Genomic DNA, 18,084 nt, shown 5'->3' on the forward strand with positions numbered 1-18,084 from the left:
CCCGTGCTGGATCGGGTGGCGTCCCGGCTCGCCGTGGCCGCGTTGCGGCTGCCCCGGGCGCGTACCCGAAGGATCACCGTCCGCCGCGACATCGCGCTGCGGGCCCGGGACGGGGTGATTCTGCGTACCGACCACTACGCGCCCGACCTGCCGGACGCGCCCACCGTGCTGATCCGTACCCCGTACGGCCGGGGTGGGCCGATGCGGCTGCTCTGCCGGCTCGCCGCCGAGCAGGGGTTCCACGTGGTCATCCAGGCGTGTCGCGGCACCGACGGCTCCGGCGGCACCTTCGATCCGTTCGTGCACGAACGCGAGGACGGGCTGGACACCCTCGACTGGCTGCGCCGGCAGCGGTGGTGGTGCGGCGCGTTCGGCATGTTCGGCGCGAGCTACCAGGGTTTCGTGCAGTGGGCGCTGGCCGCCGACGCGGGCGAGGACCTGCGGGCCATGGTCGCCGTGGCCACCGCGTCGACCACCCGTGACTCCACCTACGCCGGGGAGTCGTTCGCCCTGGACACCGTGCTGACCTGGGTGGAGTTGCTGGAGGCGCAGACCGTGCCCTGGCTGGCCCGGCAGTGGGAACTCAAGCGGGGACAGCCGCGACTGGCCGCCGCCCTGTCCCACCTGCCTCTGGTCGAGGCCGACCGGGTCGCCACCGGGGTCACCGTGCCGTTCTTCCAGGAGTGGCTGCGCCACCACACCCCGCAGGCGGACTACTGGCGCAGCCGCGTCTTCGACGACCGGCTGCACCTGGTCCAGGCGCCGGTGGCGATGGTCAGCGGCTGGCACGACATCTTCCTCCCCGCCCAACTGCGCGACTACGCCGCGCTGCGCGCCCTCGGTGCCCGCCCGCGTCTGATCATCGGCCCGTGGACCCACGGCAGCCCCGGCCTGTTCGTCGCGGCACTGCGCGAGGGACTCGACTGGCTCGGCACCCACCTGCCCACCGCCGCCACCGCCCAGCCCACCACGCCGGCCGCCGCCACCGGCGGGCCCACCACGCCGGCTGCCGGCACCGACCAGGCCGCCACTCCGCCTGCCGCCAGCGACCGGCCCTCTACTGCGGCTGCCGGCACCGACCAGGTCGCCGTCCCGGCCGTTGGTGTCCGTCGCGCGGTGGCTCCGGAGCCGGAGCCGGCGGGTGGGCCGGTGCGGATACATGTGGGTGGCGTCGGGGGCGGTTGGCGCGACCTGCCGGACTGGCCGCCGCCGGCCGAGGCCACCCGGTGGTATCTGCACCCGCAATCGGCGCTGCGCACCGCCGCGCCGGTGCCGTCGCCGCCGGACGGGTTCTGGTACGACCCGGCCGACCCGACGCCCTCGCTTGGTGGCCCGCTGCTGGTGGCCCAACGGTCCGGGCCGGTGGACAACCGACCCGTCGAGGCGCGACCCGACGTGCTGACCTGGACCAGCGAGTCGTTGACCGGCCCGCTGGAGGTGATCGGGCCGGTGCAGGCGGACATTCACGTACGCAGCGAACTCGAACACTTCGACGTCTTCGTGCGATTGTGCGATGTGGACCGCCGGGGCCGGTCCTGGAACATCTGCGACGGGCTGGTCCGGATCGATCCGCGGCGCTTCCCGACCGACGGCTCCGGCACGGTGACGGTCACCGTGCCGATGTGGCCGGTCGCCCACCGGTTCGCCGCCGGACACCGGCTACGGCTACAGCTCTCCGGCGGTGCCCATCCCCGGTACGTCCTCAACCCCGGCACCGGTGAACCACTCGGCACGGCGGTCACTCTTCGTGGCGGCTTCCGAGAGATTCTGCACGACCCGGAGCGGCCGTCCGCAGTGGTCCTACCTGTCGTCCACTCTGGCTCTCAGCTTGTTCCAAGCTAAAACAAAGCCGCTCTGAGCTGGGCATTCATCGGTTTTGCGGGCTATCGTGGTGACACGCCCGGCGCCGTGCAGCTGACAGTCGGGCTCGCCTGTGAGGCTTCCCTACCGCGTCACGCGGTGTCACGGTCGCGCCCGACTCCGACGAGACCGCGAAGGGGGACCCCATGACGCGGGCACCAGACAACCTGATGGCCGTCCGCCGGTTACTGCTCGACCACCTCAACCGCGACCCCAACCGGGCGCGCGACGAGGATCTCGAACCCAACGAGGTAGGCATCGTCGGCGATGCCAACCACCGCGGCGGATACCACTGTGGGTCCGACCGGGTGGTGACAAACGACTACTCGGTGGTCGAGTCGTCGCGGGACCGCAACGGCCTGACCCTCGATGCCGCCGCGCTCGACGTGGGCATGTTCCAGGTCACTGTCGACGGCCGTCGACACAACCTGGCGAGCTTCTCGACCTGGTGTGTGGCGCAGTGCGTCGCCAACGCCGCCGACACCCGCGACATCCGGGAGATCATCTACTCGCCGGACGGCAAGGTGGTGCGCCGCTGGGACCGGCTCGGTCGGCGTAACACCGGCGACCGCTCCCATCTGTGGCACACCCACTTCAGTTTCTTCCGCGACTCGATCAAGGCGAACCGCGACCAGAGGCCGCTGTTCCGCCGGTACCTGACCAGCATCGGTCTCATCACCCAGAAGCCGGAGGCGAACGACATGACACCCGAGGAGCACAACTGGCTCAAGACCGTGCACCGCAACCTGACCGTCCTGGACGGACGCAATCCGATCGGTCAGACGTACACCCGGATGGCCATGGGGGAGGACCACACCGACCCGAAGTTCCAGGTGGGGCATCCGACCCTGCGCACCATCGGAGCGCAGCTGACCGCGCTCCAGACGGCGATGGACGCGCTGATGAAGCGCGACTTCACCGACGAGCAGGCGATCGTCGCCGGGGTCCTCGCCGGACTCACCCCGCAGGAGATCGCCGCGGCGATTCCGCCCACCGTCGCCGAGCAGGTGGTGCGGGAGTTGGGTCGACGGCTGGCCGCCTGACCGCGGCCGGGCGACGTAGGTTACGGGTGGCGGCGGCCGGAACCGGCCGCCGCCACAGGCACCGGTTACAGCGCGCGAACGTTGTCCGCCTGTGGACCCTTCTGTCCCTGGGTCACATCGAACTCGACCTTCTGGCCCTCGGTCAGCTCCCGATATCCGGAGCTGGCGATCGCCGAGTAATGGACGAACACGTCAGGTCCGCCGCCGTCCTGCTCGATGAAACCGAAGCCCTTTTCCGAGTTGAACCACTTCACGGTGCCGGTTGCCATGCGTTCTCTCTCCCTGTTCCAGCAGGCGACCCCCGACTGCGCGCCGGTGATCGCCCGATACTTTCCCGACATTAGCCGGTGAAAGGCCGATTTGCCGGGTGAAGTGCCTCAGGTGTCGGAGGAGCGACGCATAAGACTGCCCTGCGCGTCTCCGGGATCACCCGGAGGTGATCTCCGTCAACGTCGGGTGGAAACCCGATGTTCGTCGTGGCGGTCAGGCCATAGCGTACGAGGCATGGCAGACGAGCTGGCCCAGGTCGGAGAGTTACCCGTCGCTCTGCTGATGGCCGTGCTCGGGGTTGTCATGCTCTTCGACGCGGTGCCGCTGTTCGGCGTCCTGGTCCCCGGTGACGTGGCGGTGCTCGCCGCGGTGGCCGTCGGCACGCCCAGCACCGGCCTGGCGACCTTCGTCTCCGTGGTCACCGGCTGCCTCGTCGGCTGGTCGCTGACGTTCCTCGTCGGCCGGCGCTGGGGTGAGCGGCTGCGGTACAGCCACGTCGGCGCCTGGGTCGGGGAACCCCGCTGGGCGGCGGCCGAACGCATCCTGCGCCGCGACGGCGGGCGGCTGGTGCTGATCGCGCCGTTCCTGCCGGTGTTCAACGCGCTGCTGCCGCTGGCCGCGGGCGGTCTGCGCATGTCGTACCCCCGGTTTCTCGGTTTCGCGGCGCTCGGCGCGGGCGCCTGGGCGGGCCTCTACCTGGCGGTGGGCACCGCGTCACGGTCGCTGGCCGGCCTGCTGCCCAAGGGCATGAACCCGTTGCTGGTCACCATGGTCGGAGGTCTGCTGCTGGCCGCGATCGTGCTGCTCGGCACCCGCCGTCGACTGCGTACGGTCACCAACTGACCCCCGACCATGCGGCGTTCACCAGCCGCGCGCCCGCCACTCACCGAGGTGGGGGCGCTCCGCACCGAGCGTCGAGTCCCGACCGTGACCCGGGTAGAACCACGTCTCGTCCGGCAGCCGGTCGAACAGCTTGTGCTCCACGTCGTCGATGAGCGCCGCGAACCGCTCCGGATCCTGATCCGTGTTGCCCACCCCGCCCGGGAAGAGGCTGTCGCCGGTGAACAGGTGCGGGATGCCGTCGGGGTCGCGGTAGAGCAGCGCCACCGAGCCCGGCGTGTGCCCCTTGATGTGGATGACCTCCAGGGCGCAGTCGCCGACCGGCACGGTGTCGCCGTCGGCGAGGGTCTGCGCCTCGATCGGCAGCCCGGCCGCATCGTCGGCGTGCACCAGCGCGCGGGCGCCGGTCTTGGCGACCACCTCCTCCAACCCCACCCAGTGGTCCATGTGCTGGTGGGTGGTGACCACCGCGGTCAGCCCGGCGTCACCGACCAACTCCAGCAGGCGGGGCGCCTCGTTGGCGGCGTCGATCAGCACCTGCTCACCGGTGGTGTGGCAGCGCAGCAGGTACGCGTTGTTGTCCATCGGCCCGACCGACACCTTGGTGATGCTCAGCCGGCCGAGTTCGCGTACCGCGGCAGGTCCGCCGGGGGTGACTTCTCCGTCATAGGTCATGTCTGACTAGATCCATTCAGGTGGGTGGGGCAGTTGACCGTCGGGGGTGACGGTCAGGGTGGCACCGGGGCTGCGGCCGGTCAACCAGGCCGCGATCTCGACCGCCGGCCCGGAGACGACGGGCGCCTGCGCGCGGTCGCCGATCACTAGTTCGTGACTCGTACCGTCGAATCGCAGCACCAGCGCCGGCGCGTCGTCGCGCGCGGCCAGGTCGGTGGCCACCTCGTGCAGCAGCCGGTGACCGAAGGCCGGCGACCAGTCCCGCGGCCGGTAGTCGGCGGCCAGGTCGACGTGATGGATCTCCACCTCCCGTAGCCGACGCCAGACCAGCAGCGACGCCGGCAGGGGACCGCGCCGGGTCTGCACGGTGGCGGCCCACGCCGGTGCCGGCATCGCCGCGACCGCCTCGGCGTACCGGTCGGCGCTGCGCCGCAGGTCGTCCAACTGCTCCTCGGGCGGCCGGGGTGCGCCGGCTGCGATGTCGGCGGTCCGGGACTCGGTGCTGGCGTACATCGGGATCAACTCGCCGGTTCGGGCCGAGGTGAGCGCGTTGACCAGGGCGTCGGCGTTGCGGGACAGGTGGGCCAGGACGTGACCGCGGGTCCACCCCGGCAGCAGCGACGGCTGCGCCAGGTCGGCGGCGTCGAACCGGGCCGCCGTACGGATCAGACGGGTCGTGGCGTCGTCCACGTCACCGGTCAACAGCAGAGGGTCCGTGGTCACGATTCGACCCTAGTCCGCCGCGCCGACCGCGTCGCCAGGGAATTCACTTCCCGCCCGGCACCACGCCTCCTACCGTGGGGGTGTTCGCGGCGCCGGAGCGGAGGGGGTGGTGGTCATGCCGGTCACCGCACGCCTGTATCACCCGCAGCGACCCTGAACGAGGAGCCTTGGACATCACACTGACCGCCCTGGGTTGGGACAACGACCGGGCGGCGCACCTGAGCCGTATCCACACCGATCACCGCCCGGGCCGGGTCGCCCGGGTCGACCGTGGCGTCTGCACCGTACTCACCTCCGACGGCCCGGTCCGCGCCTCCTGCGGCGGCGCCGTGCTGGCCGCGGCCGTGGGCGACGCCACCCGGCTACCCGGCGCGGGCGACTGGGTGCTGCTCGGCACCTGGCCCGACGCGCGGGTCACGGTGGAGGCGGTGCTGCCCCGGCGTACCGCGCTGATCCGGCGCACCGCCGGCAAGGACGCCAGCGGTCAACTGCTGGCCGCCAACCTGGACACCGCCGCCGTGGTGGAGCCGGTGCACCCCGAGCCGAACGCCGCCCGCATCGAGCGGCTGCTCTCCCTGGTGCACGAGTCGGGCGCCCGGCCGCTTGTCGTACTCACCAAGACCGACCTGGCCGCCGACCCGGCGGCGGTGGCACGTCAACTCGCGGCCCTCGCACCCGGGGTGCCGGTGCTGCCGGTCAGCGCCGAGACGGGCACCGGGCTGGACCCGCTGCGCGCCGAGGTGGCCCCGGGCCGGACGCTCGGCCTGCTGGGGCCCTCCGGCGCCGGCAAGTCGAGCCTGGTCAACGCGCTGGTCGGGGCCGTGGTCATGCCGACCCAGTCGATCCGTCGGGTCGACGGCAAGGGCCGACACACCACCACCTGGCGGGCGTTGGTGCCGCTGCCCGGCGGCGGCGCGGTGCTGGACACCCCGGGGGTACGGGCCGTCGGCCTGCTCGACGGCGAGTCCGGCCTCGACCGGGCCTTCGGCGACATCGCCGACCTCGCCACCGACTGCCGCTACGGCGACTGCGGGCACGAGGCCGAGCCGGGCTGCGCCGTGCAGGCCGCCCTGGCCTCCGGTGACCTGTCCACCCGCCGCTGGCAGAGCTGGCGTCGCCTCCACCGTGAGCTCACCCACGAAACCCACCGTCACACCACCCGCCCCACCCGCACCCGCCACCCCCGCCACCCCCGCTGACCCACCCCCACCCTCGCTCCTCACCCTCTCGCCCTCGCTCCTCCCTCCGCCCTTCCGCCCTCGTCCCCCCGCCCTCGCCCTCCGCCTCCTCGCCCCGTCGATCTTGCACTTGCGGTCGCCTGAATGTCGCTTTCGTATAGCTTTGCCCCGACCGAAAGTGCAAGATCGACGGGGTGAGTCGGCGGGGCGAGAGGGCGGGAGAGAGGGGGGAGGGGTGGTTGGTGGGGAGGGAGTGTGGGGTGGGGTTGTGTGGCGGGGGGAAGTTGTCGTAGGGCGGGTCTACAGTTGCCGGGGCGCGCTCTCCGCGCTGGCACAACCGCTGGGTTGATCCCAAAGGCTGGGTTGATCCCGAAGCGGACAGATTCTCCTCGTCATCCTCACCCGGGAGTACACGGACCGTGGCCGACCGTCTGATCATCCGTGGCGCACGCGAGCACAACCTGCGTGACGTCAGCCTCGACCTACCCCGGGACGCGCTGATCGTGTTCACCGGGCTGTCCGGGTCGGGCAAGTCGAGTCTGGCGTTCGACACGATCTTCGCCGAGGGGCAGCGCCGGTACGTCGAGTCGCTGTCGTCGTACGCCCGACAGTTCCTCGGCCAGATGGACAAACCGGACGTCGACTTCATCGAGGGCCTGAGCCCGGCGGTGTCGATCGACCAGAAGTCCACCTCGCGTAACCCGCGCTCCACCGTCGGCACCATCACCGAGGTCTACGACTACCTGCGGTTGCTGTTCGCCCGGGTGGGTGAGCCGCACTGCCCGGTCTGCGGCGAGCGGATCTCCAAGCAGAGCCCGCAGCAGATCGTCGACCGGGTCCTGGCGATGGCCGAGGGCACCAAGTTCATGGTGCTCGCCCCGGTGGTACGCGGTCGCAAGGGTGAGTACGTCGACCTGTTCGCCGAACTCCAGGCCAAGGGGTACGCCCGCGCCCGGGTCGACGGCGTGGTGCACCAGCTCACCGACCCGCCGAAGCTCAAGAAGCAGGAGAAGCACACCATCGAGGTGGTGATCGACCGGCTCAGCGTGAAGCCCAGCGCCAAGCAGCGGCTCACCGACTCGGTCGAGGCGGCGCTGGGGCTCTCCGGCGGCCTGGTCCTGCTCGACTTCGTCGACGTGCCCGAGGGCGACCCGGAGCGGGAGCGCCGCTACTCCGAGCACCTGGCCTGCCCCAACGACCACCCGCTGGCGATCGAGGATCTGGAGCCGCGGGTCTTCTCCTTCAACGCGCCGTACGGCGCCTGCCCGGAGTGCACCGGCCTGGGCACCAAGAAGGAGGTCGACCCGGAGCTGCTCATTCCCGACCCGGAGCGCACCCTGCGCGACGGCGCGATCCAGCCCTGGGCCACCGGCCACAACCTGGAATACTTCCTGCGCCTGCTGGAGGCCCTCGGCGAGGCCCAGCACTTCGACATCGACACGCCCTGGCGGGCGTTGCCGTCGCGGGCGCAGAAGACGATCCTGCACGGCTCCGACGACCAGGTGCACGTGCGCTACCGCAACAAGTACGGCCGGGAGCGCTCGTACTACACCGGCTTCGAGGGCGTGGTGCAGTGGATCGAGCGCCGGCACTCCGACACCGAGAGCGAGTGGTCGCGGGAGAAGTACGAGGGCTACATGCGCGACGTGCCGTGTGCCGCCTGCGGCGGTGCCCGGCTCAAGCCCGAGGTGCTCGCCGTCACGCTGGCCGGGCGCAGCATCGCCGAGGTCTGCAACCTGTCCGTCGGTGAGTGCGCCGACCTGCTGGCCGGCATCGAGTTGACCGACCGGCAGAAGTTGATCGCCGAGCGGGTGCTCAAGGAGATCAACGCCCGGCTGCGCTTCCTGCTCGACGTCGGTCTGGACTACCTGTCCCTGGACCGTCCGGCCGGCACCCTGTCCGGTGGCGAGGCGCAGCGCATCCGGCTGGCCACCCAGATCGGTTCCGGGCTGGTCGGTGTGCTCTACGTGCTGGACGAGCCCTCCATCGGTCTGCACCAGCGTGACAACCACCGGCTGATTGAGACCCTGGTCCGGCTGCGTGGGCTGGGCAACACGCTGATCGTGGTGGAGCACGACGAGGACACCATCCGCACCGCCGACTGGATCGTCGACATCGGGCCGGGCGCGGGGGAGCACGGTGGGCAGATCGTGCACAGCGGCTCGGTGCCGGCGCTACTGGCGAACCCGGAGTCGATCACCGGGGCGTACCTGTCGGGTCGGCGGGAGATCCCGACCCCGAAGGGCCGCCGGCCGCAGACCCCGGGCCGGGAACTGGTGGTGCACGGCGCCCGCGAGCACAACCTGCGCAACCTGACGGTGAGCTTCCCGCTGGGCCAGCTGATCGCGGTCACCGGGGTCAGCGGCTCCGGCAAGTCGACACTGGTCAACGACATCCTGTACGCGGTGCTGGCCAACCAGATCAACGGTGCCCGGCTGGTGCCCGGCCGACACACCCGGGTCTCCGGGCTGGAGCACGTGGACAAGGTCGTCGGCGTCGACCAGTCGCCGATCGGGCGTACGCCGCGATCCAATCCGGCCACCTACACCGGTGTCTGGGACCACGTCCGCAAGCTGTTCGCCGAGACCACCGAGGCCAAGGTGCGCGGGTACGGCCCCGGTCGGTTCTCGTTCAACGTCAAGGGGGGCCGCTGCGAGGCGTGCTCCGGCGACGGCACGATCAAGATCGAGATGAACTTCCTGCCCGACGTGTACGTGCCGTGCGAGGTCTGCAAGGGCGCCCGGTACAACCGGGAGACCCTGGAGGTGCACTACAAGGGCAAGACCGTCTCCGACGTGCTGGAGATGCCGATCGAGGAGGCGGCGGAGTTCTTCTCCGCCATCCCGGCCATCCACCGGCACCTCAAGACCCTTGTCGACGTGGGTCTGGGCTACGTACGCCTTGGTCAGCCGGCGCCGACGCTCTCCGGTGGTGAGGCGCAGCGGGTCAAGCTCGCCTCCGAGTTGCAGAAGCGTTCCACCGGGCGGACGGTCTACGTGCTCGACGAGCCGACCACCGGCCTGCACTTCGAGGACATCCGCAAGCTGCTGATGGTGCTGGAGGGCCTGGTCGACAAGGGCAACACGGTGATCACCATCGAGCACAACCTCGACGTGATCAAGAGCGCCGACTGGTTGATCGACATGGGTCCCGAGGGCGGGCACCGGGGCGGCACCGTGCTCGCCACCGGCACCCCGGAGGAGGTCGCCGAGGTCGCCGAGAGCCACACCGGGCAGTTCCTGCGTACCGTGCTCAAGCTCGACGGCACGGCCAAGGGTGCGGCGGCGGCCACCGCCCGCGCGGCCAAGGCGAACGGCAACAAGACGACCGCGACCAAGACAACCGGGGCGAAGACGACCGGGGCGAAGACGACCGCGACCAAGACGACCTCGACCAAGGCGCGTGCCGGACGCAAGAGCGTCGCGGCCGGCTGACCGGGCCTCCGGCCAATGGCGTATGCGCAAGCGAGTGGTCGATCGGGTGAACCGCCAGGCAGAGTGGTCCGGGTTGCGAAAACCTGACGAGGATCATGCACGGTGGTAGCCGAGGAGGGTGCGGGGATGACTGACGACCAGGTGGCGGGGGTGCGGCCGGTGCGGACACGGCGGGCGCTGCTGGCCGGTGCGGGTGCGGCCGGGGCGGCGGCGATGTTGGCCGCCTGCGGCGGCGGGGACGACGACGGCGCGGCGAACACCAGCCCGGGGCCGCAGGTGACGAACACCGGCGACGCGGGCGGGGGCGGCCGCCAGGACAGCCAGTCCCTGGCCCGGACCAGCGACATTCCGGTCGGCGGGGGCGCCATCCTGTCCGCCCAGGGGATCGTGATCACCCAGCCGTCGCCTGGCGAGTTCCGTGGCTTCGACCCGAAGTGCCCGCACCAGGGGTGCAACGTGACGACAATCGAGGGCGGCACGATCAACTGTGTCTGCCACAACAGCCGGTTCTCGATCGAGGACGGCTCGGTGCAGTCCGGTCCGTCCCCCGCGCCGCTGGGACGCAAGGACGTCAAGGTCTCCGGCGACCAGATCGCGCTCGCCTGACCCGCCGGCCGGTGGGCCGTCGACGAGACGACCCACCGGTACGGATCCAGCCGCAGCGGCCGTGGCCAGGGGAAGCCCCGGGCCACGGCCGATCGCGTTCAGTGGGCGTACACGGACAGCTCCCACAGGGAGAAGCCGTAGGAGGTGCCGCGGGTCAGGCCGGTCATCCGGACGTAGCGGGCCTGCTGCGGGGTGAAGGCCACCACGTCGGTGCCGCCGTCGCCCGCCGTGGTCGACCACACCGGCCGCCAGGTGCTCCCGTCGCTGGAGACCTCGACCCGGTACGACCGGGCGTACGCCGCCTCCCAGGCCAGCACCACCCGGCCGACCTGCCGGACGCTGCCCAGGTCCACCCGGATCCACTGGTTGTCCGACCAGGAACTCGCCCAGCGGGTGCCGAGGTTCCCGTCGACGGCCCGGGCGGCGCCGTTGCCGAGTTGGCTGCTGGAGGCGGTCACCGACCGACCGGCGGCCAGGTTGGTCAGGTCGTCGCCGCGGCGCGCCGGGAACGAGACCACCTGCTGGTAGGTGGGCCGGTTCTGCCAGGCGATGGTGGCGTGCTTGATGCCGCCCAGCGGCGACTGGATGATCGCGTCGGCGCACCACTGGTCGCCGGCCGCGCAGCTGGCGTCGCCCGGGTAGGTCGTGGTGGCCGGGGTGGCCGCCGCCGTGCGCAGGGTGTCCAGCAGGATCTGCCGGCACGCGCCCAGGTTGCCGTTGCCGCAGAAGGTACGCCCGGGGCCACCGGCGACCGGGGCACCGAGCACCGCCCGCAGGTCCTTGTCGACGTAACCCCACCAGCCGTACTGGAACGCCGATCCCTTGTGGGTCTGTGCCCCGTTGGCCGAGGACGGCAGGTTCGACACGTCACCCTCTTGCAGGCCCGACGGTGACTCGTTGACCTGCAGGGTGTTGATCAGCGACTGGTAGAGGTCGGGGCCGAGCGGGTCCCGGAACATCCCCCGCACCAGCAGCGGCCACCAGGCGTCGAAGGTACGGATCGCCTCGGCGTGCTGGTACACCTTGCTGCCCTTGGCGGTCTCCACCCGCAGCGCCCCGGCCTGCCGCCAGGCCTTCAACCGGTTGATCTCGGCCGTGAGGGCAGCGTCGGTGACCGGCTGGCTCTCCAGCACCCGGATCAGCTCGTCGAGCACCTCCGCGCCGCGCAGGTCGGTCAGCCCGGCCCGCTGCACCAACTCGGTGAGCGAGGCCCGGTCGAACTTGCGGCCCGCCGTGATGGCCGCCTTCACCGGCTTGTCCAGCAGGTCACCCCGGTGTACGGCGCCGAAGCTGAAGTTGCCGTCGGCCGCCCCGAAGTCCTTGGCCTGCTTGTTGTTCCAGCTGATGTAGTAGTCCTGGTCGATCGACTGGGGGTGGGCCGACCGTGGCGCGTACCGGGCGGTGCGGGTGTCCGGGTCGAAGTCCTGCCACTCGTAGGCCCGATCGGCGCGCATCGGCAGGTTCGGGTTGCTGCCGGCGGCCCGCACCGGGTTCAGCCCGGAGTTGAAGTACGCCGACTGGGTCGAGTTGACGTAGAACCAGTTGAAGGCGTACTCGACGTTGTGGGCCGACTCCAGGAACGCCGAGGCGGTGCCCATCTGGGTCGGGTCGTTGAACATCTGGAAACCGATCGCCGAGTCGGCCTCCCGCCCGTAGGTGGAGCGCAGTTGGGTGAAGGCGTGCGGGACGCCGCCGACGGTGCCGCGCCAGGCCACCAGGCCCAGCTTCGTACGCCAGGCGACCAGCTTGTACGACCCGGCCGGGGTGCTGTCGGCGACTGTCGGGTTCCACCTGTTGACGTGCGACAGTTCCTCCATCGCCAGGCACTGGCCGCGGAACAGGTAGTGGTTGCTGGCCAGGCTCGGCGTGCCGCCACCGGGTACGCACAGCGGCACCGCGTACGTGTCGGTGATGTCGTGGACGGCGGAGGTGGCGCTCCAGGCGTAGTCCTGGCCCCGGCCGAGCAGCACGTACAGGTTGAGTCCGGCGAAGGCGGCGCCCCGGGCGCTGATGCCGGGGCCCTGCAGCTCCTGGACCATCAGCAGTTGCGGGGAGAAGTAGCCGGTCTGCGGTCCGAACACGGCGATCGGGTGGCCGGTCGCGGAGTGCTCGGCGGAGATCACCGCCGCGTTGGACATGCCCCGGTTGGCCGGGGTGATGGTCAGCCCGGACAGCGCGGCGGCCAGCTCCGAGGAGCTGTTGGTGCCGGCGGTGGTGGCGGAGCCGGTGGGGTCGGTGACGACCGGCTCGACCCGGGCGGAACCCGCGTCGGGCAGCACCACGCTGGGGGCGTCGGGGGAGGCGTCACCGTACGGGAAGCTCTGCCCGTCGTGCAGGGTCAGCACGGTCTCCGGGTCGTTCTGGCCCCGGAAGCCGTTCCACACCCGGTCGCCCTCGACCGGTCCGTACTTGGCGCGGGCGGCGATGCGGACCAGCGCGGACTGCATCTCGTTGCCGCCACCGCCGCCGAACAGGCCGCCGACCACCCCGGCGATGGCGATCAGGTCGGTCATGGTGAACGGCTTGGGTCCACCGGCGTTGGTGATCGCATCCATGTGACCGGTCAGCACGTACTCGCCGGGGCAGTTGCGACCCGACATGCAGGTGCGGATGTACGCGTTGATGCCGGCGATGTACTCCTGCACGTCGGCGTAGAGCTGCTCGCCGCGCGCCCCGCCCTTGCGCCGCAGCGCCTCGACCTGGGCGGCCAGGTCGGCCTCGGTGTAGGGGGAGGTGCGCCAGACGCTCTGTTCCAGGGCGCGGTTGCCGGGGGCGCCGCCGGCGAAGGAGGTCAGCGTGCCCCGGCCGACGTGGCGCAGCAGGTCCATGGTGAACAGTCGGTCCTCGGCGCCGGCGTAGCCCGCGCCGTACATGGTGCCGGCCCGGGTGCTCCCGGTGATGTGCGGTACGCCGGTGGCCTTGTCCCGCACGATGCGTACGTCGGAGCGCGGGGAGTAGTCGCGTTCGACCTGGTTGGGGGCGACACCGAAGGCGGCGTCGTGGAAGAAGTTGCCGATCTGCTCCTCGCGCAGCCCGGCGTAGCCGTAGACGAGGTTGGCGTACTTGTCGAGTTGGTCGGCGGAGTGTCGGGGCAGGGTGCCGAAGGCCTGGTTGCCGAGGATCTCGACAAGGGTGGCGTTGCCGTTCTGGCCGGGCGGCAGGATCTCCGAGCATTCGCCGAGGCAGTAGTCGTTGCCGGCGAAGGCGCTGGCGACGTTCACCGCGAGGGTGTTGTTCGCGGGCGCGGCTGCGGTGGTGGTGGCGGTGGCGCTGGGCGGGACGGCGACCAGCAGGGCGGCGACGGCGATGGCGCCGGTCGCACCGGCGAACAGCCGGCGGGTGGCGGTACGAGCAGACATGGCGATCCTCTGTGGACGGGGGGCCATCGGGCGGGATCATTACATGAAGAACATTCGGTTACTGGATGGTAGGCCGCGCCGGTCGATATTGGAAGACGTCAATCCGGATGGTCGGCGCTGTCGACGCAGTCGGGCGGGAAGGCGTCGACCAGGGACGATTCGGGCTGTCGGGGGCGGCGGATAGGCTCGGAGCGTGGCTGATCCGTCGACCTACCGTCCCGCCCCCGGCACCATCCCGGAGTCCCCAGGGGTCTACCGGTTCCGCGACGGCACCGGCCGGGTGATCTACGTCGGCAAGGCGAAGAACCTCCGCAGCCGCCTCAACTCCTACTTCGCCGACCTGCTGGGGCTGCACGACCGCACCCGGCAGATGGTCACCACCGCCGAGGTGGTCGACTGGGTCACCGTCGGCACCGAGGTCGAGGCGCTCCAGCTCGAATACACCTGGATCAAGCAGTACGACCCGAGGTTCAACGTCCGCTACCGCGACGACAAGTCGTACCCCTACCTCGCGGTCACCCTCGACGAGGAATATCCGCGGTTGCAGGTCATGCGCGGGGCCAAACGCAAGGGGGTGCGCTACTTCGGGCCGTACTCCCATGCCTGGGCGATCCGCGAGACGCTCGACCTGCTGCTGCGGGTCTTCCCGGCGCGGACCTGCTCCGCCGGGGTGTTCAAGCGCGCCGGCCAGGTCGGTCGGCCCTGCCTGCTGGGCTACATCGACAAGTGCTCCGCGCCCTGCGTCGGCAGCGTCACCGCCGAGCAGCACCGCGAGATCGTCGACGGGTTCTGCGACTTCATGGCCGGGCGCACCGACAGCATGGTGCGCCGGCTGGAACGCGAGATGGCCCAGGCCAGCGCCGAGTTGGAGTTCGAGCGGGCGGCACGGCTGCGCGACGACGTCGCCGCGCTGCGCCGGGCGATGGAGAAGCAGACAGTCGTGCTCGGCGACGGCACCGACGCCGACGTGGTCGCCTTCGCCGACGACCCACTGGAAGCCGCGGTGCAGGTCTTCCACGTCCGCGGCGGCCGGGTGCGGGGCCAGCGCGGCTGGGTGGTGGAGAAGACCGAGGACCTCACCACCGGCGACCTGGTGCACCACTTCTGCACCCAGGTCTACGGCGGTGAGCGCGGCGAGGCCGACGTGCCGCGCGAACTGCTGGTGCCGGAGCTACCCGCCGACGCCGAGGCGCTGGCCGACTGGCTGGCCACCCACCGGGGCAGCCGGGTCAGCCTGCGGGTGCCGCAGCGCGGCGACAAGCGTGCCCTGCTGGAGACGGTGGAGCGCAACGCCAAGGACGCCCTGGCCCGGCACAAGCTCAAGCGGGCCGGCGACCTGACCACCCGCAGCAAGGCCCTCGACGAGATCAGCGAGGCGCTCGGCATGCGGACCGCGCCGCTGCGCATCGAGTGCTTCGACGTCTCCCAGATCCAGGGCAGCGACGTGGTGGCCAGCATGGTCGTCTTCGAGGACGGCCTGCCCCGCAAGAGCGAGTACCGCCGCTTCATCGTCCGGGGCGCCACCGACGACCTGTCGGCGATGTCCGAGGTGCTGCGCCGCCGCTTCGCCCGCTACCTCGACGTGCGCGCCGAGACCGGCGAGATCGGCGAGGAGACCGCCGTGGATCCGGACCGCCCCGGCGTCGACCCGACCACCGGGCGACCGCGCAAGTTCGCGTACCCGCCGCAGTTGGTGGTGGTCGACGGCGGTGCGCCGCAGGTCGCCGCCGCCGCGCAGGCCCTCGCCGAATTGGGCATCGACGACGTGGCGCTGTGCGGTCTGGCCAAGCGGCTGGAGGAGGTGTGGCTGCCCGACGACGACTTCCCGGTCATCCTGCCGCGCACCTCGGAAGGGCTCTACCTGCTGCAGCGGGTACGCGACGAGGCGCACCGCTTCGCCATCACCTTCCACCGGCAGCGTCGCTCCAAGCGGATGACCGCCTCCGCCCTGGACGACATCCCCGGGCTGGGCGACGTCCGCCGCAAGGCCCTGCTGCGGCACTTCGGCTCGCTCAAGCGCCTCTCGGCGGCCACCGTCGAGGAGATCACCGAGGTTCCCGGCGTCGGCCCCCGCACCGCCCAGGCGATCCTGTCCGCCCTCAACGGCGACAAGGAACCGTCCACCGACTGACCGCCGTGCCTGTGACACAGCGGTGTTCGGTACTGCCCTCAGTCGGCCCCGGAGAGCACTTCGAGGATCTGCTCGCCGTACTTGGCGAGCTTGTTCTCGCCGACGCCGCTGATCCGGGACAGCTCGGCCAGCGAGGACGGGGCGTCGGCGGCGATCTGGCGCAGCGTCGCGTCGTGGAAGATGACGTACGCGGGCACGCCCTGGTCCTTGGCGGTCGCTCCCCGCCAGGCGCGCAGCCGTTCGAAGGTGCCGGTCGCCTCGGGGGTCAGTTCGGCGACCATGGTGGCCGCACCCCGCGGCTTGGCGGTGCGCGCCGCACGCGCCGGGCGGGCCGCCTCGCGGCGCAGCATCACGGTACGCCGCCGGCCCAGCACCTCGGCGCTGGCGTCGGTGAGCGCCAGGGTGCCGTAGTCGCCCTCGACGGCCAGCAGCCCCTCGGCCAGCAGTTGCCGCACCACGCCACGCCACTCGGCCTCGCTGAGCTCACCGCCGATGCCGAACACGGTGAGCGAGTCGTGCCGATGTTGAGTGATCTTGTCGTTGCTGCGGCCCAGCAGGATGTCGATGCAGTGCCCGGCACCGAAGCGCTGGTTGCGTTCCCGATCGAGCCGGAACACCGTGGAGAGCAGCTTCTGCGCGGGCACCGTGCCGTCCCACGACTCCGGCGGCTCCAGGCAGGTGTCGCAGTTGCCGCAGTTCCCGGTGGCCGGCTCGCCGAAGTACTCCAGCAACTGCACCCGACGGCAGCGGACCGTCTCGCAGAGCGCCAGCATCGCGTCCAGGTGGGCGGCGAGGTTCCGTCGGTGCGCCAGGTCGCCCTCGGACGTGTCGATCATCTTGCGCTGCTGCACGACGTCCTGCAGTCCGTACGCCAGCCAGGCGGTCGACGGTAGCCCGTCGCGGCCCGCGCGCCCGGTCTCCTGGTAGTAGCCCTCGACCGACTTGGGCAGGTCGAGGTGGGCGACGAAGCGGACGTCCGGCTTGTCGATGCCCATCCCGAAGGCGATGGTCGCCACCATCACCACCCCGTCGGCCCGCAGGAACCGCTGCTGGTTGGCCGCGCGCGTCGCCGCGTCCAGACCGGCGTGGTACGGCAGCGCGTCGACGCCGTTGGCGACCAGGAACTCGGCGGTCTTCTCCACCGAGGCGCGGGACAGGCAGTAGACGATCCCGGCATCCCCCGGATGCTCGTCGCGCAGCAGAGCCAGCAGTTGCTTGCGCGGCTCCCGCTTCGGCACGATCCGGTACTGGATGTTGGGCCGGTCGAAGCTGGCCACGAAGTGCCGGGCCTCGGTCAGGTTGAGCCGGGTGGCGATCTCCGACCGGGTGGCGCTGGTCGCGGTGGCGGTCAGCGCGATGCGCGGCACCCCAGGCCACCGCTCGTGCAGCATCGACAGGTTGAGATAGTCGGGGCGGAAGTCGTGCCCCCACTGCGACACGCAGTGCGCCTCGTCGATGGCGAACAGGCTGATCCGCCCCCGGTCCAGCAGGCTCAGCGTGGCCCGGCTGGCCAGCGCTTCCGGGGCCAGGTAGAGCAGGTCGATCTCCCCGGCCACGAACTCCGCCTCGACCAGCCGACGGGTGTCCAGATCGAGGGTGGAGTTGAGGAATCCGGCCTTCACGCCGACCGCGGTCAACGCGTCCACCTGGTCCTGCATCAACGCGATCAGCGGCGAGATAACCACCGCGACGCCGTCGCGGACCAGCGCCGGGATCTGGTAGCACAGCGACTTGCCGCCCCCGGTCGGCATCAGTACCAGCGCGTCCCCGCCGTCGACCACGTGGTCGATGACCTCGCGCTGGAAACCCCGGAAGGCGTCGTACCCGAAGACTCGCCGCAGCACCTCCAGCGCCGCCGTCACCTTCTCACCGGCGGGCGCGTCGCTGTCGGTCACGTCCGCGATGCTCAGGTCACTGGTGCTCACGTCGGCGGGAGAGGCCATCCGAGGATTCTATGAGCAGCCG

General features: G+C 71.1%; 12 protein-coding genes. 7 read left to right on the top strand and 5 right to left on the bottom strand.

Translation table 11 applies throughout. The features are described from left to right. The first annotated feature begins 3 nt into the window (after positions 1–3). A complete protein-coding gene (locus Vgi01_RS13700; RefSeq protein ID WP_204291271.1) occupies positions 4–1,842 on the top strand; it encodes a CocE/NonD family hydrolase in 1,839 nt (612 codons plus the stop codon). A gap of 164 nt (positions 1,843–2,006) precedes the next feature. Beyond that, positions 2,007–2,903 carry a hypothetical protein gene (locus tag Vgi01_RS13705; RefSeq protein ID WP_102660196.1) on the top strand — a complete coding sequence of 299 codons (897 nt, stop codon included), beginning with the start codon at positions 2,007–2,009 and terminating at the stop codon, positions 2,901–2,903. Between the two features lie 65 nt (positions 2,904–2,968). Here the strand turns inward: Vgi01_RS13705 and Vgi01_RS13710 are convergent, their stop codons facing one another. Beyond that, positions 2,969–3,172 (bottom strand): cold-shock protein, encoded by a 204-nt coding sequence (locus tag Vgi01_RS13710; protein ID WP_102660195.1) that lies wholly within the window; start codon positions 3,170–3,172, stop codon positions 2,969–2,971. A gap of 235 nt (positions 3,173–3,407) precedes the next feature. Here Vgi01_RS13710 and Vgi01_RS13715 point away from each other — a divergent pair, with 235 nt between their 5' ends. Continuing rightward, entirely contained in the window at positions 3,408–4,016 is a 609-nt protein-coding gene (locus Vgi01_RS13715; protein WP_102660194.1) for a DedA family protein, read from the top strand. 18 nt (positions 4,017–4,034) lie between these two features. On the opposite strand, the gene Vgi01_RS13720 is transcribed toward Vgi01_RS13715, so the two are convergent. Both Vgi01_RS13720 and Vgi01_RS13725 read right to left on the bottom strand, forming a co-directional pair. Then, positions 4,035–4,688: an MBL fold metallo-hydrolase gene (locus tag Vgi01_RS13720; RefSeq protein ID WP_102660193.1), complete on the bottom strand. Its 654-nt coding sequence runs from the start codon at positions 4,686–4,688 to the stop codon at positions 4,035–4,037. 6 nt (positions 4,689–4,694) lie between these two features. Continuing rightward, complete coding sequence (locus Vgi01_RS13725) at positions 4,695–5,411, bottom strand: maleylpyruvate isomerase family mycothiol-dependent enzyme (protein WP_102660192.1); 717 nt, start codon at positions 5,409–5,411, stop codon at positions 4,695–4,697. Positions 5,412–5,578: 167 nt separating this feature from the next. On the opposite strand from Vgi01_RS13725, the gene rsgA reads away from it, so the two are divergent. The 3 genes from rsgA to Vgi01_RS13740 all read left to right on the top strand — a co-directional run bounded on the left by rsgA (position 5,579) and on the right by Vgi01_RS13740 (position 10,629). Continuing rightward, positions 5,579–6,610 (top strand): ribosome small subunit-dependent GTPase A, encoded by a 1,032-nt coding sequence (gene rsgA / locus Vgi01_RS13730; RefSeq protein WP_204291272.1) that lies wholly within the window; start codon positions 5,579–5,581, stop codon positions 6,608–6,610. Positions 6,611–7,008: 398 nt separating this feature from the next. Then, positions 7,009–10,023 carry an excinuclease ABC subunit UvrA gene (gene uvrA / locus Vgi01_RS13735; RefSeq protein ID WP_204291273.1) on the top strand — a complete coding sequence of 1,005 codons (3,015 nt, stop codon included), beginning with the start codon at positions 7,009–7,011 and terminating at the stop codon, positions 10,021–10,023. Positions 10,024–10,149: 126 nt separating this feature from the next. Then, a complete protein-coding gene (locus Vgi01_RS13740; protein WP_102658536.1) occupies positions 10,150–10,629 on the top strand; it encodes a Rieske (2Fe-2S) protein in 480 nt (159 codons plus the stop codon). A gap of 98 nt (positions 10,630–10,727) precedes the next feature. Here Vgi01_RS13740 and Vgi01_RS13745 read toward each other — a convergent pair whose 3' ends face one another. Continuing rightward, positions 10,728–13,988, bottom strand: a complete 3,261-nt coding sequence (locus tag Vgi01_RS13745; RefSeq protein WP_204291274.1) for a penicillin acylase family protein — start codon at positions 13,986–13,988, stop codon at positions 10,728–10,730. 193 nt (positions 13,989–14,181) lie between these two features. Between Vgi01_RS13745 and uvrC the strand changes: the two genes are divergently transcribed. Further along, positions 14,182–16,119 carry an excinuclease ABC subunit UvrC gene (uvrC, locus tag Vgi01_RS13750; protein ID WP_204291275.1) on the top strand — a complete coding sequence of 646 codons (1,938 nt, stop codon included), beginning with the start codon at positions 14,182–14,184 and terminating at the stop codon, positions 16,117–16,119. Positions 16,120–16,157: 38 nt separating this feature from the next. Here the strand turns inward: uvrC and recQ are convergent, their stop codons facing one another. Beyond that, the gene (gene recQ, locus Vgi01_RS13755) at positions 16,158–18,062 is read right to left on the bottom strand and encodes a DNA helicase RecQ (protein WP_239088953.1); all 1,905 of its coding nucleotides are present in this window, start codon (positions 18,060–18,062) and stop codon (positions 16,158–16,160) included. Between the last annotated feature and the right edge of the window lie 22 nt (positions 18,063–18,084).

The sequence above is a fragment of the Micromonospora gifhornensis genome (assembly GCF_016863515.1).
GTDB classification, from domain to species: domain Bacteria; phylum Actinomycetota; class Actinomycetes; order Mycobacteriales; family Micromonosporaceae; genus Micromonospora; species Micromonospora gifhornensis.

What these genes read in the sequence shown, in the direction of transcription:
- Vgi01_RS13710 (WP_102660195.1), bottom strand. Translation starts at nt 3,172, where the DNA reads ATGGCAACCGGCACCGTGAAGTGGTTCAACTCGGAAAAGGGCTTCGGT.
- Vgi01_RS13745 (WP_204291274.1), bottom strand. Translation starts at nt 13,988, where the DNA reads ATGTCTGCTCGTACCGCCACCCGCCGGCTGTTCGCCGGTGCGACCGGC.
- Vgi01_RS13705 (WP_102660196.1), top strand. Translation starts at nt 2,007, where the DNA reads ATGACGCGGGCACCAGACAACCTGATGGCCGTCCGCCGGTTACTGCTC.
- Vgi01_RS13740 (WP_102658536.1), top strand. Translation starts at nt 10,150, where the DNA reads ATGACTGACGACCAGGTGGCGGGGGTGCGGCCGGTGCGGACACGGCGG.
- Vgi01_RS13715 (WP_102660194.1), top strand. Translation starts at nt 3,408, where the DNA reads ATGGCAGACGAGCTGGCCCAGGTCGGAGAGTTACCCGTCGCTCTGCTG.
- recQ (WP_239088953.1), bottom strand. Translation starts at nt 18,062, where the DNA reads ATGGCCTCTCCCGCCGACGTGAGCACCAGTGACCTGAGCATCGCGGAC.
- Vgi01_RS13720 (WP_102660193.1), bottom strand. Translation starts at nt 4,688, where the DNA reads ATGACCTATGACGGAGAAGTCACCCCCGGCGGACCTGCCGCGGTACGC.